At 60.2% G+C, this 18855-nt stretch carries 20 protein-coding genes; 14 read left to right on the forward strand and 6 right to left on the reverse strand.

Annotated features, from left to right (window positions below):
- The first annotated feature begins 43 nt into the window (after positions 1-43).
- Entirely contained in the window at positions 44-586 is a 543-nt protein-coding gene (locus CQ012_RS07285) for a GrpB family protein (protein WP_105661757.1), read from the forward strand.
- Here CQ012_RS07285 and CQ012_RS07290 read toward each other — a convergent pair.
- Positions 540-1487 carry a GlxA family transcriptional regulator gene (locus CQ012_RS07290; RefSeq protein WP_105657158.1) on the reverse strand — a complete coding sequence of 316 codons (948 nt, stop codon included), beginning with the start codon at positions 1485-1487 and terminating at the stop codon, positions 540-542. The two genes, CQ012_RS07285 and CQ012_RS07290, sit on opposite strands and share 47 nt — an antisense overlap.
- Positions 1488-1557: 70 nt before the next feature.
- On the opposite strand from CQ012_RS07290, the gene CQ012_RS07295 reads away from it, so the two are divergent.
- The 3 genes from CQ012_RS07295 (at position 1558) to CQ012_RS17580 (ending at position 3055) form a co-directional block, all read left to right on the forward strand.
- Positions 1558-2133 carry a cysteine hydrolase family protein gene (locus tag CQ012_RS07295; protein WP_208294210.1) on the forward strand — a complete coding sequence of 192 codons (576 nt, stop codon included), beginning with the start codon at positions 1558-1560 and terminating at the stop codon, positions 2131-2133.
- Between the two features lie 110 nt (positions 2134-2243).
- Complete coding sequence (locus CQ012_RS07300) at positions 2244-2762, forward strand: GNAT family N-acetyltransferase (protein WP_286134162.1); 519 nt, start codon at positions 2244-2246, stop codon at positions 2760-2762.
- A 119-nt stretch (positions 2763-2881) separates the two neighbouring features.
- Complete coding sequence (locus CQ012_RS17580; RefSeq protein ID WP_166650654.1) at positions 2882-3055, forward strand: hypothetical protein; 174 nt, start codon at positions 2882-2884, stop codon at positions 3053-3055.
- Positions 3056-3081: 26 nt separating this feature from the next.
- On the opposite strand, the gene CQ012_RS07305 is transcribed toward CQ012_RS17580, so the two are convergent.
- Positions 3082-3555 carry a mycothiol transferase gene (locus CQ012_RS07305; protein WP_105657160.1) on the reverse strand — a complete coding sequence of 158 codons (474 nt, stop codon included), beginning with the start codon at positions 3553-3555 and terminating at the stop codon, positions 3082-3084.
- Positions 3556-3618: 63 nt separating this feature from the next.
- Here CQ012_RS07305 and CQ012_RS07310 point away from each other — a divergent pair, with 63 nt between their 5' ends.
- Positions 3619-4554 carry an aminoglycoside phosphotransferase family protein gene (locus CQ012_RS07310; protein ID WP_105657161.1) on the forward strand — a complete coding sequence of 312 codons (936 nt, stop codon included), beginning with the start codon at positions 3619-3621 and terminating at the stop codon, positions 4552-4554.
- 1359 nt (positions 4555-5913) lie between these two features.
- Here the strand turns inward: CQ012_RS07310 and CQ012_RS17755 are convergent.
- Positions 5914-6162, reverse strand: coding sequence for a hypothetical protein (locus CQ012_RS17755; RefSeq protein WP_133833013.1), 249 nt, complete (start codon positions 6160-6162; stop codon positions 5914-5916).
- A 101-nt stretch (positions 6163-6263) separates the two neighbouring features.
- On the opposite strand from CQ012_RS17755, the gene CQ012_RS07315 reads away from it, so the two are divergent.
- From CQ012_RS07315 to CQ012_RS07345, 7 genes are all read left to right on the forward strand, one after another.
- Positions 6264-7451, forward strand: a complete 1188-nt coding sequence (locus CQ012_RS07315) for an ROK family protein (RefSeq protein WP_105657162.1) — start codon at positions 6264-6266, stop codon at positions 7449-7451.
- 120 nt (positions 7452-7571) lie between these two features.
- Complete coding sequence (locus CQ012_RS07320; RefSeq protein ID WP_105661758.1) at positions 7572-9173, forward strand: peptide ABC transporter substrate-binding protein; 1602 nt, start codon at positions 7572-7574, stop codon at positions 9171-9173.
- An 84-nt stretch (positions 9174-9257) separates the two neighbouring features.
- Positions 9258-10181: an ABC transporter permease gene (locus CQ012_RS07325; protein ID WP_105657164.1), complete on the forward strand. Its 924-nt coding sequence runs from the start codon at positions 9258-9260 to the stop codon at positions 10179-10181.
- A gap of 8 nt (positions 10182-10189) precedes the next feature.
- Positions 10190-11086, forward strand: coding sequence for an ABC transporter permease (locus CQ012_RS07330; RefSeq protein WP_105657165.1), 897 nt, complete (start codon positions 10190-10192; stop codon positions 11084-11086).
- The gene (locus CQ012_RS07335) at positions 11086-12090 is read left to right on the forward strand and encodes an ABC transporter ATP-binding protein (protein WP_105661759.1); all 1005 of its coding nucleotides are present in this window, start codon (positions 11086-11088) and stop codon (positions 12088-12090) included. Before CQ012_RS07330 ends, CQ012_RS07335 begins: the two co-directional genes overlap by 1 nt.
- Positions 12083-13129: an ABC transporter ATP-binding protein gene (locus CQ012_RS07340; RefSeq protein WP_105657167.1), complete on the forward strand. Its 1047-nt coding sequence runs from the start codon at positions 12083-12085 to the stop codon at positions 13127-13129. Before CQ012_RS07335 ends, CQ012_RS07340 begins: the two co-directional genes overlap by 8 nt.
- Positions 13130-13132: 3 nt before the next feature.
- Complete coding sequence (locus tag CQ012_RS07345) at positions 13133-14314, forward strand: Gfo/Idh/MocA family protein (protein ID WP_105657168.1); 1182 nt, start codon at positions 13133-13135, stop codon at positions 14312-14314.
- Between the two features lie 108 nt (positions 14315-14422).
- Here CQ012_RS07345 and CQ012_RS07350 read toward each other — a convergent pair whose 3' ends face one another.
- Positions 14423-15076 (reverse strand): HAD family hydrolase, encoded by a 654-nt coding sequence (locus tag CQ012_RS07350; protein ID WP_286134589.1) that lies wholly within the window; start codon positions 15074-15076, stop codon positions 14423-14425.
- Positions 15077-15131: 55 nt separating this feature from the next.
- Complete coding sequence (locus CQ012_RS07355) at positions 15132-15578, reverse strand: MarR family winged helix-turn-helix transcriptional regulator (protein WP_105657169.1); 447 nt, start codon at positions 15576-15578, stop codon at positions 15132-15134.
- 114 nt (positions 15579-15692) lie between these two features.
- On the opposite strand from CQ012_RS07355, the gene CQ012_RS07360 reads away from it, so the two are divergent.
- Together CQ012_RS07360 and CQ012_RS07365 are read left to right on the forward strand one after the other, a co-directional pair.
- Positions 15693-16874, forward strand: coding sequence for an MFS transporter (locus CQ012_RS07360; protein WP_105661760.1), 1182 nt, complete (start codon positions 15693-15695; stop codon positions 16872-16874).
- A 44-nt stretch (positions 16875-16918) separates the two neighbouring features.
- Positions 16919-17749 (forward strand): aldo/keto reductase, encoded by an 831-nt coding sequence (locus CQ012_RS07365; RefSeq protein ID WP_105657171.1) that lies wholly within the window; start codon positions 16919-16921, stop codon positions 17747-17749.
- Between the two features lie 440 nt (positions 17750-18189).
- On the opposite strand, the gene CQ012_RS07370 is transcribed toward CQ012_RS07365, so the two are convergent.
- Positions 18190-18666 (reverse strand): hypothetical protein, encoded by a 477-nt coding sequence (locus tag CQ012_RS07370; RefSeq protein WP_146112254.1) that lies wholly within the window; start codon positions 18664-18666, stop codon positions 18190-18192.
- Positions 18667-18855: the final 189 nt, after the last annotated feature.

Here is an 18855-nt window from a genome sequence, read left to right on the forward strand (position 1 = left end):
GAATTGCACCTTCCGGCTTCCGGCATCGAGGCATACTGGATAGATGAATAGCGAATGGTTTGATAAGCCCGGTGGTGAACCTGTCCAGCTTGTCGAGCATGATCCGTCGTGGGCCGTCCAGGCCGCTGATTGGATGCTGCGCATCCAGGACGCCATTGGTCCTGCCGCGGCATCTGCAGAGCATATCGGGTCGACAGCAGTTCCGGGCCTCATCGCCAAACCAGTTCTCGACCTCCAAATAGCTGTTCCGGATATTTCAGAAGAGTCCGCGTACCGCAGCGGCCTCGAAGCGCTGGGGCTTGTGCTGCGGCAACGGGAGACCGGCCATCTCTTCTTTCGTCCGCCCGCGGGAGAGCCCCGAACAGTGCATGTTCACGTGTGCCAACTCGGTTCGGTCTGGGAACGCGAGCATCTGGTGTTCCGCGATCGACTGAGGGAAGACGCCAATGTTGCTACCGCATATGCCGAGCTGAAACAGGACTTGGCCACGAGGGTCGGGGATGACAGGATCGCTTATGCGCGAGGCAAGGCGCAATTCATCAAGGACGTTGTCGACGGAAAGCCGCTGCATGGCCGGTCGGCGTGATCCCCAATCGCGACGAGAAATGCTTGCGCAGCAGATCATCAGAAGCAAAGCCAACCTGACGGGCAACGGCGCCAACCGACAGGTCGCTTTGTTCCAGTAGGCGTTGGGCCTCGCTGATTCGAAGATCATTGAGCCATGCAATAGGTGTTGTCCCGACCGCGTCTGAGAACCACCGGTGAAAAGTCCGTGGTGACATTGCGCAGACCGCTGCTAGTTCTTGGACGTTCCAATGCCGTTGAAGATCTTGGCTGACTGCCAGATGCAGTTGTTCAACTGACGGCGATGAATTCCCAGGGATGCTGGTATCCGCGTATTGCGCTTGGGTTCCCGGTCTGAAAACAGGGGTGACCATGGCCTTCGCGATAGTTTCTGCAGCGCTGGTTCCCCAGTCTAGACGTACTAGATGGAGTAATAGATCAACTCCTGCGGTGACTCCAGCCGAAGTCCATACTTTGTCCTCGCCACAATACAAATCCCTCGACTTGACGTTGACCTCTGGATAACGCCTTGCAAGTTCATTGGCAAAACGCCAGTGAGTCGTCGCGCTTCGCCCATCGAGCAGTCCTGCAGCGGCGAGTGTGAATGCGCCGGTACACAACGAGGCGACAAGGACCCCGGCGGAAGCAGCTCGTGCAACTGCTGCCACTTCCTGCGGGTGAGGTTCTGCGAGCGGATTCTCGCTTCCTGGAACCACCATCATGTCGAGTTGCTCCACCGAAGCAAGCGGATGTGTGCGCCGTATTGAGCGAACCGGGTCAAGAGCGGTGACCGTGGTTGCTGCGAGGATTCGAACTGCGGGCCGGGGGAGACCACGGTCGGTTCGGTCGTCGTACACCTCGCGTGCAACTTCGATATCAAATGCTCGACGGCCCGGCCCAACTAGAATCCCCACGATGGTCATGGCGCAATCTTATCGAACCATGTCATTTATGCCACTGGTTGGGTTCCTCGATCCCTGATGAAGTAGAAGCATGATGACAAGTACAAAGACCGCATTGATCGTGGTTGACATGCAGCAGGGTTTCTACGACACCTCATGGGGCCCGACAACCAACTACCCGCAATGCGAGAACAACGTTGATCGGCTTCTCTTGGAGTGGTCCCAAAAGAACATGCCGATAGTGATCGTCAGGCACGATAGCCGAAATTCGGACTCGCCCTTGTTCGTGGAAAGTCCCGGCAATAATCTTCACGAATCGGTGCAAGCGGTCACCCCTGATCTGTTCGTAACCAAGTCAGTGAACTCATCATTTTATGGCTCCCCGGATTTGGGCCAGTGGCTGAGGTCCAATCAGATCAAAAAGATCGTGGTTTGCGGAATCCAAACCAACTTGTGTGTAGAAACCACCGCCCGGATGGGCGGAAATCTGGGATTTGACGTCATTGTGCCTCTCGATGCCACACGAACTTTTGATCTGGCAGGACCTGACGGCACGGTAATACCGGCAGCCACTCTGATGCAGGTTACGGCGACCAATCTTCACGGAGACGGCTTTGCGCTGGTGGTTTCGACGCAAGAGATTCTGGATTCATTGAAAGCGGCCTGACATGGAAGCAGATATTCGGCCGGGTGCTGTCGCCACCGGATTCATGTTTACGCTGACTGGATCCGGCATGTCTTCTATAGGCTGGCCCCATGAATATCTCGTTCACAGCAATGGTACCGGAAGACAGCAGTGCCATCGCCGCTTTTCTATCAAGCAACAGCTTCCCATTCCATGTCCGTCGGAACTGGACAGAGCCGGAGCTGAGACGACTAGTCGATAGCGGAAGATATTGGAACAGCGAGCGCCAAGGATTCTGGATTATTGGCGAGGGAGAATGCTTGGGAATGGCAGTACTCGAAGATCTGGAAGACGACACTCCCATGCTTCACCTGCGCTTGGCGGAAAAGCACCGGGGATCAGGCCTGGGTACCCTCGTACTGAGGGAATTGACCGCCAAGGTGTTCACTGATTTCCCCGGCACCTTGCGCTTCGAAGGCCAAACCAGGGAAGACAACATCGCGATGCGCAAGACTTTTCTTCGCGCCGGATTCCTCAAGGAGGCGCATTACCGGATGGCGTGGCCCACCGGCGACGGGCGCCATCTCGCCTCGGTTGCCTACGCGATCCTGCGCCAGGATTGGGAATCCGGGACCGCTACCCGCTTCGATTGGGAAGATCTGGACCTGTGAGCGGCGCGCGGTCCTGCGGCATTTGATTTGGCGCCTCTGGCAACTGCGCACTGATCCTGCTAGGGTTTCACACCAAATCAACTACCGCTGAGCGGTAGAAGGCTTCTAGGAGGGCAGTCATGGCTGCATGGCCCAGAATCGCGGCGCTGGCCATGCTGCTGGCCGCCATGGTGGCATTGATGGCATTCCAGTGGCTTCCAGCTCTCTTGTTCTTGCCTGCTGCAGGAGCCTTGCTCGTTTGGGACGGCTCTGCGCGCGGACGCTCTTCAGGCCCCGGGAAAGGCCATGGGTAGGCCAGCTGTGACCTGCCGGATGCCTTTCACGACGCGTCCTTGGCCAAGTGATCCCGGGTGATTTCCAGATGCCCCAAGTGCTGGCAGAGCTCTTCGAGCACATGCAGCAGCACGCCCTGGCAGGTGGACATCCAGTATTCGCCCTCCCTGCCTGGCGGGGCCGCAACGGGAGCATCATTCATGCCCGTGAGCGCCAGGTCGTTGGCGAACGCCTTCCTGGCCTCATGCGCCAGTTGCAGGGCAGCCTCCTTGTCCATCACCGCGGTGAACTCGGCGGCCCGATCGCGGGGGACCTCGAGGCCGAGATTGACCGTGGAAGACCAGCGGCGCATCATCCCGCAGCAATGCAGCACCAGCTGCACCGGCGAATTGCTGCCGTGAACTGGCAGGACGCTATTGGCTTGTTCCTGCGGAATGCTCGCCAAGGCTTCGGTAAGCTGGTCGAATTTCTCTAGCAGGAGCGTGGCGAGGATCTGCTCGCCGGGTGCAGGGGAGTCCATGCACCGATTCTAGAACGATTCGCGCGGCAGCGTGAGCCATGCGGGGTGCACTAGCATTGAGCAATGACTTCTTCTGTCTCCACGGATAAGGGAATGCCGCCAGCCGAAGTTGAAATTGACGCGGAGCTGGTCAGGCACCTGCTGGTTAGCCAGGCGCCGAACTGGGCGAACCAGGACATTGCCTATCTGGCTACCGGGTGGGATAACGAGGTGTACCGGCTGGGTGCTGAGCTGGTGGTGCGCCTGCCGCGCCGGGAACTAGGCGAGGCCATTGGACTCAAGGAACGGCGTTGGCTGCCGCAATTGGCCGCCGAGACCGGACTGCCCATCGCCATGCCGGTCTTCGTTGGCCGGCCCGCGCCGCAGTACCCCTTCACGTTCTCCATCTGCCCCTATGTCCCGGGCCGCAGCGCAGCGACGGTGGACCGCCGCAGGCGCGATGGCTACGCCGGAGAATTCGCGCAGTACTTGTACCGGCTGCACCAGCCTGCCGGAGCGTCCGGACCGCACAGTGAATTCCGCGGGGTGCCGCTGGCCGCGCTCGACAAGAAAACCCGCAAGCAGATTTCGGCGCTGGACCCTACATTGCACGAACCGGCCCTTGCACTTTGGGAAGACGCAGTGGCCGCGGCACCGCATGAAGGCGCACCGCTTTGGTTGCATGGTGATCCGCATCCGCACAACACGATTGTCAACGACTCAGCCAACGACGATGCCACGGTTTCGTTGGTTGATTTCGGAGATCTCTGCATTGGTGATCCAGCCAGCGACCTTGGCATGTTCTGGATGCATTTCAGCCCTGCAGCAATTTCGGAGGCATTCGACCAGTACGGGGCAGAACCCCGAAGCTCGTTATGGCGACGTAGTCGAGGCTGGGGTCTGAGATATGCAATGTTGACCGCAGACCTCGGCCCTGATGATCTTTTGGGCGTCATTGGCCGTGAAACATTGGGAATCCTGCTTACCGATTCCGAATCAGCGGCGATTGCCGGTAATTGAACGATGGGCGGGTCCGTAACACAATGCGCCATGGGAATGAGCTTCGAATACCTTTTAGGTGGTCAGCTGGGCTTTCAGCCTATTTTCTCTACTCTAAGATTCCATCACTGTTGTCTAGATGATTTGCGGGTGAAGAGTTACGGAAGCGCGTCGAACTGAGAGATGTTGCCCAGGTCAATATTCATTTGAGGGTACGGTATCTGAAGGGTTGATGGGGTAAGCATCAAGAAGAGGATCCTGGAGGATCTTTTGCGCGGTCCGTCGCTCGCATCCGACTACGAGACTTCTCGCGTAGATGTCCTGACCGACGAACCAGCGAAGATTCGAGGGCCACCAGTACATCGGCACACGCTCCGTTGATGTCGTGGACAAGAGGGAAGCTCCGCGCTGATCCGTCAATTTTCCGGAGTAGAGCAGCATTTCGCTTTGATACGGAGAAAACATCGTGGTCTGTTCATGAAATCCATGGCATACCCGGCCCAGGAAGCGAAAGAGTGGGTGCTCGGATCTGGATCGAGGGTTTTGGTCAGTTGCCTTGCAAGACTGGCGGGTGGATTTCCCCTGTCGGGTACCCGCCAGTAACCCTCCGGTTACTTGGCGTCTTTTTTCACTGCGAGCTCGGGCCACTGGATCCATGCCCGAGGCTGACTCCGTTCCTGCCCATGACATCCGTCCGGAGGATAGTTGAACCGTCTCGAAGTTCGACCGGATTGAGGACCAGCACATACGATTCGTAACCAGAGGGAATCACTGAGGTCACTGTGTTTCCCGTTTAGTCCAGCAGCCTGGCGACAGCTTCTGCTGGATGCATATCGGCTTCATAGCGCGAGGTATGCATGGACGTAGACTACCCTGGCTCGATGGCTGAATCCAGTGAAGCCCGATTCGCTTGATATGGTTCCAGTCGGAGAGGAGTAAAGACCAAAATGAACTTGGTTGAGCCTTCCCACAACCATGCTTTGCAGCCACGCCGATTCGGCAAAGGCGGACGTATTTCTTAGCTGGAAAAGTGTGCTTCAAGCTGCTCGGTTCGAGGGCTGATGAAAGCGACTTGCTAGCCTCTTACGGCCACAGCGATAGAAGAACGCTCTACGCGACAGCAGCAGAAATGTCGAATGCGGGGGACCGAGCTCCTTGAACAGCAGCACCGTCCAACCGGGCTATGGGCTGGCAGATGGTGTTGTGGATCGGCGGCAAGGTGATCCCATATCGCCGGGTTTAGCACACGGGGCACAACATTGCTTTTCAAGTTCCGAAGCGCGCTGTTTCCCGCAGTCCGCCCTACTTTACCCACCAGCTTCGCGGCTTCCCACACGGGATCTTCTGCCGCTGAAAGTGCGCGCGTTGGAAAGGGCGCGATCAACCGGTTTTCCGTACAAAGAAACCCGCTGCGCCGAACGAAGCGAAATGCGAGAGTCCTTGCATCACATGTTGTTGATGGCGTACTTGCGGCTTGACGGGGAATATGCCGCAGCCAGCGAATGGGGCAGCGAAAAGTGGTCCGAATGGATGCTGCGGCCCCAGAAAATGGCGAACCAACCAGAACGAACCGGTCCGCTTCGTTCCTGGTGTAATAGCTGGTTGGGCTGCGTAATTCTGCTCAATCATGGCCTCTGAATGCCACCTGTGTTCCCGAAGTTGACCCGCACAGTGACACAATAAGCCAAGTAGCCCCTTCAGGTTGCTGTCATGGAAAGGACCTTCTCCGCATGTCCCGCAAGTCCGACCCGGCCCGGGTGCGCAACTACTCGATGGTGCTCCAGGAGATTTTCTCTTCGCCCGGCGGCTCCCGCAAGGATGTCGCCGATGCCCTGGGCATCAGCGCCGCATCGGTTACCGGCATTGCGGCGAGCTTGCTGGAAAGCTCATTAATCAGCGAAGCCGAACCAATGGCTGTGGGGCAGGGGCGGCCCAGGGTCCCATTGCACGTTGATACCAAGTCCAATCTGGTGATGGGCATCCACCTGGGACCGCGAGTCACCGGCGTGGTGCTTACCGGGCTGGATGGGGTGGCCAAGGCCTCGGTTCTCGTGCCGCATGATGGCTTGGGCGCCCAAGAGTCCTTCAAGCTGGTCATTAACCAAGCGAAACAGCTGGTGGACGAGCATGCCAAGGGGAGGCCAATCTTGGGGACCGGGGTAGCCACCGGCGGCATTGTCGACCGGATCAACGGGCGGATTGTGGAGAATCGCGGTGCTCGTTGGCAACAGGTTCCCGCGGTGCAGATGCTCGAAGAATTGCCCCAGCCGATTATTCTGGACAACAATGCCCGCGCAGCGGCGCAGTCCGAGCTGTTCTATGGGCATGGCGCCACGGAGCGCGATTTCCTGCTCATGGTGATCACCTCGGATTTGGGCGCGGTTTTAGTCAGTGACGGGCGGATCCGCGCCGGCTGGTCGCAGCATGCCGGGAACATTGCCCATCTTCAAGTCAGTGACCAGGGGTTCCCTTGCGATTGCGGACGCAGTGGCTGCCTGCAAGTCATGGCAACCGACGAAGCTACCGTACGCCGGGCGCATGAGGCCGGTCGCCTTGATGTGATGCATTATGGCGATATTGATCGGCTTTATGACGCTGGTGATGAACAGATCCGTGCCCTGGTCGCTGATCGCGACACCTTTGTCGCCCGGGCCGCTGCGATGCTCTTCGACCTGCTGGACCCGGGGCTGCTAGTAATCGCCGGGACCCCGGCCGAACGCCCCGAAACCCGGACCCTGGTCCAAACGGTGGTCGCGGAGAATTCCCTGCAGGGCGCCCAGGCCTCAAGCCGCGTAGTCTACTCCAGCGACCATTCGCTGTCGCTGTCGATCTTCGCAGCCAGCTTGATGGTGAACGAAGTGCTGGCCAATCCGCTGGCCTTTATTGATCGGCTGCATGCGGAGACAGAGGCAGAATAAGCCCCGGAAAGTGTTGACAGTCACACCTTCTGCAATGTTTACTTTATTTCATAAAATAAATAAAGTGACAGCGGCCACGAGCCCGGCACAGGTGCCGGTAGCCGCTCAGGGAGGAACAAGATGGAACGACAGAAGAAAACTGCGCTCGTTGCCTGTGTCGTATCGCTGATGCTCGCCGCAACCGGCTGCTCATCAGCCAGCAGCCAAGCGGAGCAAGTCGGTGATGGATCCGGTGAGGCAACCTTGTCATTCATGACCAGCGAGCCAAAGAGCATCGTGCCGCAGAAGGATCCCGGAAGCCAGATCGGTATGGCGCTGTGCGCGAACCTGATGGAAGTGAATTCCGAAACCCAGAAGCTGGAACCGCTGGCCGCCAAATCGGTGACCAGCGATGATGCCCAGGTCTGGGATATCGAGCTGCAAGACGGATGGACCTTCCACGATGGCACCCCGGTAACGGCACAATCCTTCGCCGATGCCTGGAACGCCACCGCCACCGGATCCAACGCCTGGCAGGGCAATGGCACCTTCGTCTCCTTCGAAGGCTATGACAAAATGAACCCGCTGGATGGAGGCAAAGCCAAGGCCAGCGAGCTCTCCGGAGTCAAGGTTGTGGACGACACCCACATGGAAGTCACTCTGAAGGCGCCGAACCGCGACTTCCCGGCAATTCTGAGCACCAACCCGACCTGCCCGATGCCGCAAAGCGCATTCGATGACGAGACCGGTTACGACCAGGCACCAGTTTCTAACGGACCATACAAGTTCGACTCCTGGGAGCACAACCAGCAGGTAGTGATGGAGAAATGGGACGGTTTCAAGGGTGCCGAGGGCTTCAGTGGCGGAGCCGAGAAGCTGATTGGTAAGATCTACACTTCCGTGGATCCGGCCTACACCGACATGACCGCAGGCAACCTGGACATGATCCGCAACGTGCCGGCCACCATGGTGGACAAGGCTTCCAGCCAGCTGGGCGAAGAAGCGCTGTACAAGGTCGCAATCGGCTCCAAGCAGCAGACATTGCAGGTCCCTGCCTACGTCGATGAACTGACTTCCCCGGCTCTGCGCCAGGCGATCTCCATGTCCATTGACCGCGAAGCGATCGCCACCTCGCTGCTCAAGGGTCACGCCGAGCCATCTGACTCATTGGTCCCGCCATCGCTGGAATCCTACGTTCCCGGATCCTGCGAAGCATGCACCTTCGACCCCAAGGAAGCCAAGGAGATCCTGGCTGATGACGGCGGCTTTGAAGGCACGCTGACTATCGAAAGCAACTCCAACTCCGACCAGCAGCTGGTGCAGGCCATTGCCAAGCAGATCCAGGACAACCTGGGCATCAAGGTGCAGATGAAGCCGATGCTGGGCACCGAGCTGTCCGAGCGCCGCAACAACCAGAAGCTCGAAGGCGCAGCCTTCGGCTTGTGGGGCTGGTCGTACATGTCTCCTGACCAGTACCTGAGCCAGTATGAGACCGGTGGCGACGGCAATCTGGCCACCGGCTACTCCAATCCAGAAGTGGACAAGCTGCTACGCGCGGCCCGCGCCGAGATGGATGATGGGAAGTCCACCGAGCTGTTCAAGCATGCCGAGGCGAAGATCATCAAGGATCTGCCAGCCATCCCGCTGTTCATCCCGACCGACTACGGCCTGCAGTCCAAGTGCGCCGTGCTCAACGACGTGCAGGGCGACCTGCAGTACTACCGCGCGGGCTACGGCTGCTAGCACCACCAGTCTCCGGCGGGCGGGCCATGAAACGAGTCATGGGTCCTCCCGCCGGTACACACTATTCTTCTTAAGGGGTAACCAATGCTGGGTTATACCGTGCGGCGCATCTTGCAGATGATCCCGGTGCTACTGGGCGCCACCTTCATTATCTACGCACTGACCTTTCTGATGCCGGGCGACCCGATCTCGGCGCTCACCGGCGAACGCCCGCTGCCCGAGGCCACCGTGATGCAGATCCGCCAGGCCTACCATTTGGATGACCCGTTTTTCGTCCAGTACGGCAATTACATCCTCGGGGTCTTCCGCGGGGACTTCGGCATCGACTTCTTCGGCCGCCCGGTACTGGATTTGATCCTCGAGCGCTTGCCGGTGACTTTCGCGCTGGCGCTGACTGCCTGGGTGCTCAAGCTGTTCATTGGCCTGGTTATCGGCGTTTACGGAGGGCTGCGCCGCGGACAGTCGGGAGACCACTTCGCACTGGTGTTCACGGTGCTGTTCATGGGTGTACCGGGCTTCGTGATCGCTCTGGGCGCACAGACCTACTTCGGTGTGCACTTGGGCTGGGTGGACCCGGCCGGCATCCGCGCGGGCTGGCCCATGGCCTTCATTCTGCCCGCCTTGGTCATGGCCTTCGAGGCCGCCGCCGGGCTGGCCCGGCTGACTCGCACCTCGCTGGTGGAAGTGCTGCGCGCTGAATACCTGCGCACCGCCAAGGCCAAGGGCCTTTCCCCGCGGCGGATCATCTGGGGCCACGCACTGCGCAACGCCATGATCCCGGTGGTGACCTACCTGGGCCTGAGCCTAGCCGGCATGCTCGGCGGCGCGGTCATCATCGAGGCCATCTTCAACATCCCGGGCATTGGGGGACTGATGGTCAGCTCCATCAACAACAAGGAAGGCACAATCGTGGTTGGCATCGCTACCTTGCTGGTGCTGGTGTACTTGGTTTTCAACCTGCTGGTTGACCTGACCTACGGCCTGATCGATCCACGGGTGAGAATATGAGTTCGAGCATGAGCACAGTCAATCCCGCCGATGGCGCCCAGGCGGTGGACCGCTCCCCGCAGAAGTCGCGCGGCGCGCACCGGCGCTGGTGGCTGAAGCCGCGCTTCGCGATCTCCGGGTCCATTGTGCTGCTGATGATCCTGATGGCCGCGTTCCCTCAGCTGTTTACCGGCTTTGGTCCCGGGCCCACGGAGAGCTGCGACATCCTCAAATCCAACCAGCCGCCTAGCGCCGCGCACCTGTTCGGCATCGATATCCAGGGCTGCGACTACTATACCAATGTCATATATGGGGCGCGCGCCTCGATCCTAGTGGGCATCGTGGTCTCGGCCATCGCCTTTGGCATCGCCGCGCTGGTCGGGGCCGTCGCCGGATACTTCGGAGGCTGGGTGGACGCAGTGATTTCCCGGGTGTGCGATATGGCCTTCGGCCTACCGTTCATCCTGGCCGCGATCGTGGTGCTGCAGCTGTTCAGCGAGCGCAACGTGTGGACCGTGATCTTCGCGCTGTCCCTGTTCGCATGGCCCGGGGGCGTGCGCTTCATGCGCTCTTCGGTGCTGGAAGTGCGCAACCGCGAGTACGTGCAGGCCTCCCGGCTGCTGGGCGCCAGCAATGGGCGGATCATCGCAAAGCACATCGTGCCCAATGCAATCACCCCGCTGCTCGTGCTGCAGACCCTGGGTGTGGGCGGGATGATCTCTGCCGAGGCCGGCCTGACCTTCATCGGCATCGGGCTCACCCCGCCGTCGGTGTCCTGGGGCCTGCAGCTGGCAGCGGCCCGCGACTATATTGATGCCGCCCCGCACCTGCTGCTGTTCCCAGCCGTATTCCTGACCATTACCGTGCTCGGCTTCGTCCTGTTTGGCGAAGCCATGCGCGACGAGTTCGACCCGAAGGGCAAGTGATGAGCACTGCGCACGAAGCAGCAAACCCGCTGCTGGAGATCAAGGACCTGCGCGTTGAGTTCGCCACCCGGCAGGGAGTTGCCACCGCGATCAACGGCGTGGATCTCTCGCTGCAGCGCGGCCGCGCCCTGGGCATACTGGGTGAATCGGGCTCAGGGAAGTCCGTGACCGCGCGAACCATCATGGGCCTGCTGGACACTCCGCCGGCGAAAGTCACCGGTGGGCAGATCCTGCTGGACGGAGAAGACCTGCTCGCAGTGACCCCCAAGCGCCGCCGGGAGCTGAACTCGGCCAGCGTGGCCATGGTGTTCCAAGACGCGCTCAGCGCCTTGAACCCCGTGCACCCGGTGGGCCGCCAGATCGGCGAGCTGTACCGCGTGCACCGCGGCTACAGCCCGGCAGAGGCCAAGAAAGCGGCCATCCAGATGATGGACCGGGTGCGCATCCCAGTTGCAGCCAGTCGGGTGAACGACTACCCTCACCAGTTCTCCGGGGGCATGCGCCAGCGCATCGTGATCGCGATGGCCCTGGCCCTGGACCCGCAACTGCTGATCGCCGACGAGCCGACCACCGCGCTGGATGTCACCGTCCAGGCCCAGATCCTGGAGCTGCTGACCGAGCAGCAGGTGGAGAACAACATGGGCTTGATCCTGATCACCCACGACATCTCGGTGGTCCGGGAGGTCACCGACCAGGTGGCGGTGATGTATGCCGGGCGGATCGTGGAGAACGGGCCCACCGCCCAGGTGCTCTCCGAACCGGCACACCCCTACACCCGCGGTCTGGCCTCATCGGTGGCCAGCGAGGAGCTCAAGGGCCAGCTTCTTCCAGCAATCCCGGGCAGCCCGCCGGACCTGCTGAACCTGCCGGCTGGCTGCGCCTTCGCTGGGCGTTGCCATCTGGCCAACCAGCAGTGCGCCACCGAAGTCCCGGAACTAGACGAAATCGCCGCGCAGCGCCACACGGCCTGCTTCAACTCCCAGGAGGTGCTAGCCCATGCTTAGCCCGCAGACCCTGCCAGAGACCGCGACACCGGATGCCGCCCCGCTGATGGAAATGCGCGGGGTTACCCGCCACTACCCGGTGGCCCGTTCTCTGCCCATCGGGCCGCGCAAAGTAGTCAAGGCCCTGGACGGGGTGGACCTGCAGGTGCAACAGGGCAAGACCCTGGGAATCATCGGGGAAAGCGGCTGTGGAAAGTCCACCATGGCCCGCGTGCTCAGCGGGCTGGAAAAGCCCACTGCTGGCCAGGTGCTGTTCGAGGGCCACGACATCAATGCGCTGCGCGGAGCGGAGCGGGCGCAGATGCGCCGGAATATCCAGCTGATCTTCCAAGACCCCTACGCGTCGCTGAACCCGCGCATGACTATTGAGCAGATCCTCTCCGAGCCCTTCGAAATCCACCCGGACATCGCCAAGCGCGGCTCCCGCCGAGCTAATCTGGGCGAGATGATGGAATTGGTCGGGCTGAACCCCGATCATTTGGGACGCTATCCGCACAACTTCTCCGGAGGCCAGCAGCAGCGCATCGGCATCGCCCGCGGCATCGCACTGAATCCGAAGGTGCTGATCTGCGACGAAGCGGTCTCGGCCCTGGACGTATCGGTGCGCGCCCAAGTGGTGAACCTGCTCGATTCGCTGCAGCGCGAACTGGGTCTGAGCTACGTCTTCATCGCCCACGACTTGCAGATCGTGCGGCATATTTCCGACTCCGTGGCCACCATGTACCTGGGACGGGTGATCGAGACCGGCTCCTACGCCCAGGTCTATGACGCCAGCGCCCATCCCTATACCCAAGCATTGCTCTCGGCAGCACCGGAACTGCGCCAGGATCCGGCGCATGCGCGCCAGTTGATCATGCTGCAAGGCGACCCGCCTTCGCCGATCGACCCGCCCTCCGGCTGCCGCTTCCACACCCGCTGCCCGGTCGCCCGGCCGGACTGCGCAACTAGCGAGCCGGAGCTGGATCCGGTGGCCGATGGCCACCGCGCCCGCTGCTTCTATCCGGGCCCCATCAGCACAGAACTATCCCAAGGAGACTGAAACATGGATTTGAAAGTTGGCATTATCGGCTTCGGGCTGCGCGCTTCCCTGCACCGCTACCTGCAGCGCCCAAACGAAGGCAGCGTCGTGTCCATTGTTTGCGACACCAGCGAACGCGGCCGTCAGGATGCCGCTGAGGCGCTTCCTGATGCGGTAGTCACCGGGGATTTGCAGGAATTGCTGGACTTCGAGCTGGACGCAGTGCTGGTGCTCACCCCCGACTACACGCACCGGAACGTGGTGGTGCGCACCTTGAAATCCGGTATTCCGACCTTCGTGGAGAAGCCGCTGGACATCACTTTGGAAGCGGCCGACGAGATCCTGGATACCGCTCGGCGCACAGGCACCCGGCTGTATGTTGGACACAATATGCGCCATATGCCGGTGATTCGGCAGATGAAGCAGCTCGTCGACTCCGGGACCATCGGCGAGGTCAAGGCCGTCTGGTGCCGCCACTTCGTAGGCAACGGCGGAGATTACTACTTCAAGGACTGGCATGCCCAGCAGCGCTATGCGAATACGCTGCTGCTGCAAAAGGGAGCCCATGACATTGACGTTATTCACTGGCTGGCCGGAGGCTACAGCACCCAGGTTTCGGGCGTTGGCGCGCTGGCCGTCTACGGTGACGTCACCGATCGGCGGGACAACTCGGATCTGCGCATGCGCGACTGGTTCTCGCTGTCGAACTGGCCCCCGGCCAAGCAGACGCAACTGAACCCAGAACTGGACGTGGAAGACTTGTCAATGGTGCAGATGAAGCTGGATAACGGGGTGCTGGCTTCCTACCAGCAGTGCCATTTCACCCCTGACTATTGGCGCAACTACACAGTGATCGGCAGCGCCGGGCGGTTGGAGAATTTCGGCGACGGTCCCGGGGACTTCATTCACGTGTGGAACACCCGCAGCACCCATGGATTCGCCGAACCGGATTTGAAGGTCGAAGTCAATGGCGATGATGAAGGCCATGGCGGCGCAGATCCGAATTTGATCGCAGAGTTCCTGCGTTTTGCCCGCGAAGGGGGAGCGACCGATACTTCCCCGGTTGCCGCTCGCGCGGCAGTGGCCGTGGGCGACTACGGCGCCCGCTCAATGCGCGCGGAGGGAGAGGCCCTGCAAATTCCAGCGCTCGATGGACAGCTCGCCGAGTATTTCGCTGCCAACCAGCAGGCGGCGGCCGTTAGCTGACCTCGATGGGGCTGGCATTTTTGGTGCAGCTGGGCGGTCGCTTCAACGTTCTGAGCAGGCAGAGCCTGCCAAGATTAGGCGAACCGGCCAGCTCCCCGGGGCTCTGGCTTATTGCTTGGATGCCAAAGCTGGCAGCTTATCCATGGAGGTGAACACCTGCGTTGCGCCAGCTGCGCGCAGCAGCTCGGGCGAAGTGCTCGTGGGTCCGCCGTTGGAATAGCCGTACACCGTCGCGCCGGCCGCGATCCCGGCAGCCACCCCGGTGGCCGTGTCCTCGATAACCAGTGCGCCAGCTGGGTCAATGCCCAGTGACGCAGCTGCGGCCAGGTAGACATCCGGTGCCGGTTTGCTGCGTGGGCATTCCATGCCGCTGAAGACCCGGTCTCCGAAGTACTCGGTGAACCCGGCCAGGGCCAGCTGCATTTCGACCTTGGCCCGGTCTGCGCCAGTGGCGCAGGCAATGTTCTGGCCGTAGACCGCCGAAATCTGATTGACTGCTTCCAGCGCTCCGGGGATCGGCTGCAGCTCCGAGCGCAGCGCTTCGTCGCGGCGTGCGCGGAACTGGCTAATCCACTGGTCGTCGATGCGGAATCCGGTCTGGTCGAGGATGGGTTGCCACTGGTCTTTCAACGCCTTGCCGATGAAGATCTCGATGCATTGCTCGGGGCTGATCTCCCAGCCCAGCTCGATGAGCATCTGGCGGAGCACGGAATTGGTGATGGACTCGGAATCCACCAGGACGCCATCGCAATCGAAAAGCACGGCGGAAAATTTCGGATGCAGCAAGGACGGTCCCTTCCAAGGATTCAGCAATTGGCTACGCGGCAGAGAATTCGTGGAGAATGCGGGCCAGCGGCGCCAGCTCGGGCTGCTCTTCTGCCTGCTTCAACACGCGTTCCAGCGTGGCATCGTGAATGGGCTTGGCCTTCTGGTACAGCTCGTGGCCAGTGGGAGTGAGCTCGGTGTAAATGCCGCGGCGGTCATCGGCGCACAGCACCCGCGAGAGCAGATTGCGGTCTTCGAGCCTGGTAACCAGTCGCGTCGTTGCGCTGGGGCTCAGTGCCGTGGCGCGGGCCAGCTGCGCCATGCGCATATGCCAGCCATCCTGACGATTCAGGGCATCCAGAAGTGTGTACTCGACCACAGAGAGCCCCACCTGCGCCGTCAGGTCCTTTTCAAGTGCAGTATCGATTAATCCGTGCAACGACGCCAAAGTGCGCCACCCTCGGGCACGGATTTCGACAGCATCATCTGCGATTCCCATGGGTTCCTCCAAAAGTACTTGCTTGCGCTGGTTAGTTGCGTGTGCAACGATAGTGTTCATCGCGCAATAACAAGCGTGTGCAACTAATTTATCTAGTCTATCAGGAGTAACGCTATGCCGCTCGGTCTTATTGCGTTGGCCATCGGTGCCTTCGGCATCGGGCTTACCGAATTTGTCATCATGGGCTTGTTGCCGGATGTGGCAGCCGACTTCGGCGTCAGCGAGGCCGCAGCTGGCTGGCTCATTTCCGGATACGCATTGAGCGTCGTGGTCGGCGCGCTCGGCCTGACCGCAGCCACCGTCCGCTTGCCGCGCAAGCCGGTGCTCGTCGGGTTGCTGGTACTTTTCATCATCGGCAACTCGCTTACCGCGATGGCCGCAACGTACGAAGTGGCCATGATCGGCCGCGTCATCGCCGCCCTGTGCCACGGTGCCTTCTTCGGTATCGGCGCGGTCGTGGCAGCTGACCTGGTCCCGGCCAACAAGAAGGCTGGCGCCATTGCCATCATGTTCACCGGGCTGACCGCCGCCAACGTACTGGGTGTTCCCTTCGGTACCCTGCTGGGGCAGCATTCCGGCTGGCGCTCGACTTTCTGGGCCATCTCCGGCATTGGCATTATCGCCCTGATCGGCATCCTCGTGCTGGTGCCAGCCATCAAGCACGCAGCCGAAGGCATCTCCCTGCGCAGAGAACTCGGGGCCTTCACCTCGCTGCAGGTCTGGCTGTCCCTAAGTGTCACGGTCCTTGGCTACGGTGGCATGTTCGGCGCCTTCACATACATCGCCTACACCCTGACCGAGGTCACCGGATTCAATGAGACCAGCGTTCCATGGCTGCTGATGCTCTTCGGCGTGGGTCTGTTCGTCGGCAACTGGATCGGTGGCCGCATGGCTGACAAGAGCATCGACCGCACTCTGCTCATCTTCATCTCGGCACTGCTGGTGGTCCTTGTCCTCTTCGGATTCTTCGCAAGCAACCAGATCGCCACCGTTATCGCTTTGCTGCTGATGGGCGGCTTCGGGTTCGGAACCGTTCCCGGTCTGCAAAGCCGCATCATGCAGTACGCCGGCAATGCACCGACCCTGGCATCCGGCGCCAATATCGGTGCGTTCAATGTCGGCAATGCGCTGGGCGCATGGGCTGGCGGCCTGGGCATTGCGGCAGGCCTGGGCTACACCTCGCCGATCTGGATCGGCGCACTGATCGCCCTCGTCGCACTGGTCGTTATTCTCCTGGCCATGGGCTTGGCCAAGAAGTCTTCGGCAGCATCACCCCAGCTGGTTACAGCTGGCTAATCCACAGTTTTGTTCAGTCCCCAACCAATTTCTAGGAGTTAGACATGACTACCCCCATTCCAACCATCACGCTGAACAATGGCGTTGAAATGCCTCAGGTAGGTTTTGGAGTCTTCCAGGTTCCCAACGAAGAGACCACTGCTGCAGTGGGTTCAGCGCTCAAGGCCGGCTACCGCAGCATCGATACCGCCGCCATCTACGGCAATGAGGAAGGCGTGGGCGCAGCACTGGCCCAGTCCGGCATCGCCCGAGAAGACCTGTTCATCACCTCCAAGATCTGGATTGCGGACATGGGTTACGAGCAGGCGCTGGAAGCCTTTGATGCAAGTCTTGAGCGCTTGGGCCTGGACTACCTGGACCTGTACTTGATTCACTGGCCAGCCCCGGAAAAGAATCTCTACGTTGAGACGTGGAAGGCGCTGGAGAAGCTGTATGCAGAGAAGAAGATCCGCGCCATCGGAGTTTCCAACTTCCAGCCTGAGCACCTGGAGCAGCTGGTCGCCGAAGGAACCATCGTTCCGGCCGTGAACCAGGTGGAGCTCCACCCAGCTTTGCAGAACCGCGAAGTCGTTGCAGCTAACGCGCAGCACGGTATCGTCACCGAAGCATGGAGCCCGCTGGCTCAGGGTGCAATGCTCACCGACGAAACCATCGTGGGCATCGCTCGGGCACATGAGGTGTCCGCGGCTCAGGTCATCCTGCGCTGGCATCTGCAGCAGGGCCGGGTGATCATCCCGAAGTCTGTGACTGAATCACGCATCATCGCCAACTTGAACTTGTTCGGCTTCAAATTGACCAGCGACGAACTGGCAAGCATTGATGCCCTTGATCGCGATGGACGCACCGGCCCAAACCCGGACACCTTCAACGGCTAACTTGATGACAACAACCAAGATGCTGCCTGTGCCCTCATCGGGCCACGGGCAGCATCTATGGCTTGGATAGTCCGAGGATTTGTTCGGATGCGGACTTTCTGCACTGGCGCCGGCTGGCCACAAGCATTATGGAGTGACGGACGACTATGCGTCTGATACAGCTATACGGCGGATCGTACAGTTTCCATTGATCAATGCTCTGCGGAAAAATGTAGGTAGAAATCATGTTTCGCCCGTCGGCCAGCTATACAGTCAAATGGAGACAGATCGGCGACGCGTGCTGTCTCCGGTTCGGCATCCTGCTGGTACGGCAAATTTTTTTCTGCCGCAGTCACGGTTGGAGAACGCAACGGCGCGTACTTGCTTGAGAATCATGCCTATCAGCGCCGTAAGTTCGCCTTTGGAGATTTCGAATGCCGAACTTGCAACTGCAGCGGGCGTTAGTTCGCCACCCCGGAGATAGCCACGGCGAGGACTCCACCCGTTCCCTCACCGAGGATGCCGTTGAATTGCACCGCATCGACCTGTGCCGTAGACAGGATCTCTGAAACCGATACGTTGTTCTCCTCGCCATTGCAGATGACTTCGACAGTATCGTTGCCGCTCCAACTGGACCCAGTCTGGGTGGCGAATCCGAGTCGAAGCGTTCCCTCTCCGAAGCAACTGACGCGGATCCCCGTGATCCGGGCGCCGGAGTCATAGTTGAGAACGATGCCCGAATCAGTATCTCCCGGAGTACCTTGGCCAACGCGCAGGGTGCCCCCACCGAGGGATCCCTTTGCAGACGTGGCTGCCTCCAGGAACATACTTGCCTCGTTTTGTGACTGATTCCAATCGACTTCAGGCATCGACGAGCAAGAGGCCAACCCGATAATAAGGACAGTTGGCATGATGACCGGAGAAAGACGTTTAACCATTTGAAGCCATACTATCAAGGTGACTGAAGAATGAAACTTTGGTGTAACCGGACTGTCAGAGCTACGGCACGGCTGGTGTTTGAACGTGTTTGGTTTTAGGCGCACAATGTACAAAGTTCAAAGGCCGTGAATCTGGGCGCGTTTTGTCTCAAAGAGGTGACGTACGCTGGGAGAGGTTGGATCCGCTCA

It is taken from the genome of Arthrobacter sp. MYb214 (assembly GCF_002979865.1).
Taxonomy (GTDB): Bacteria; Actinomycetota; Actinomycetes; order Actinomycetales; family Micrococcaceae; genus Glutamicibacter.

What these genes read in the sequence shown, in the direction of transcription:
- CQ012_RS07285 (WP_105661757.1), top strand. Translation starts at nt 44, where the DNA reads ATGAATAGCGAATGGTTTGATAAGCCCGGTGGTGAACCTGTCCAGCTT.
- CQ012_RS07290 (WP_105657158.1), bottom strand. Translation starts at nt 1,487, where the DNA reads ATGACCATCGTGGGGATTCTAGTTGGGCCGGGCCGTCGAGCATTTGAT.
- CQ012_RS07295 (WP_208294210.1), top strand. Translation starts at nt 1,558, where the DNA reads ATGATGACAAGTACAAAGACCGCATTGATCGTGGTTGACATGCAGCAG.
- CQ012_RS07300 (WP_286134162.1), top strand. Translation starts at nt 2,244, where the DNA reads ATGGTACCGGAAGACAGCAGTGCCATCGCCGCTTTTCTATCAAGCAAC.
- CQ012_RS17580 (WP_166650654.1), top strand. Translation starts at nt 2,882, where the DNA reads ATGGCTGCATGGCCCAGAATCGCGGCGCTGGCCATGCTGCTGGCCGCC.
- CQ012_RS07305 (WP_105657160.1), bottom strand. Translation starts at nt 3,555, where the DNA reads ATGGACTCCCCTGCACCCGGCGAGCAGATCCTCGCCACGCTCCTGCTA.
- CQ012_RS07310 (WP_105657161.1), top strand. Translation starts at nt 3,619, where the DNA reads ATGACTTCTTCTGTCTCCACGGATAAGGGAATGCCGCCAGCCGAAGTT.
- CQ012_RS17755 (WP_133833013.1), bottom strand. Translation starts at nt 6,162, where the DNA reads ATGATTGAGCAGAATTACGCAGCCCAACCAGCTATTACACCAGGAACG.
- CQ012_RS07315 (WP_105657162.1), top strand. Translation starts at nt 6,264, where the DNA reads ATGTCCCGCAAGTCCGACCCGGCCCGGGTGCGCAACTACTCGATGGTG.
- CQ012_RS07320 (WP_105661758.1), top strand. Translation starts at nt 7,572, where the DNA reads ATGGAACGACAGAAGAAAACTGCGCTCGTTGCCTGTGTCGTATCGCTG.
- CQ012_RS07325 (WP_105657164.1), top strand. Translation starts at nt 9,258, where the DNA reads ATGCTGGGTTATACCGTGCGGCGCATCTTGCAGATGATCCCGGTGCTA.
- CQ012_RS07330 (WP_105657165.1), top strand. Translation starts at nt 10,190, where the DNA reads ATGAGCACAGTCAATCCCGCCGATGGCGCCCAGGCGGTGGACCGCTCC.
- CQ012_RS07335 (WP_105661759.1), top strand. Translation starts at nt 11,086, where the DNA reads ATGAGCACTGCGCACGAAGCAGCAAACCCGCTGCTGGAGATCAAGGAC.
- CQ012_RS07340 (WP_105657167.1), top strand. Translation starts at nt 12,083, where the DNA reads ATGCTTAGCCCGCAGACCCTGCCAGAGACCGCGACACCGGATGCCGCC.
- CQ012_RS07345 (WP_105657168.1), top strand. Translation starts at nt 13,133, where the DNA reads ATGGATTTGAAAGTTGGCATTATCGGCTTCGGGCTGCGCGCTTCCCTG.
- CQ012_RS07355 (WP_105657169.1), bottom strand. Translation starts at nt 15,578, where the DNA reads ATGGGAATCGCAGATGATGCTGTCGAAATCCGTGCCCGAGGGTGGCGC.
- CQ012_RS07360 (WP_105661760.1), top strand. Translation starts at nt 15,693, where the DNA reads ATGCCGCTCGGTCTTATTGCGTTGGCCATCGGTGCCTTCGGCATCGGG.
- CQ012_RS07365 (WP_105657171.1), top strand. Translation starts at nt 16,919, where the DNA reads ATGACTACCCCCATTCCAACCATCACGCTGAACAATGGCGTTGAAATG.
- CQ012_RS07370 (WP_146112254.1), bottom strand. Translation starts at nt 18,666, where the DNA reads ATGGTTAAACGTCTTTCTCCGGTCATCATGCCAACTGTCCTTATTATC.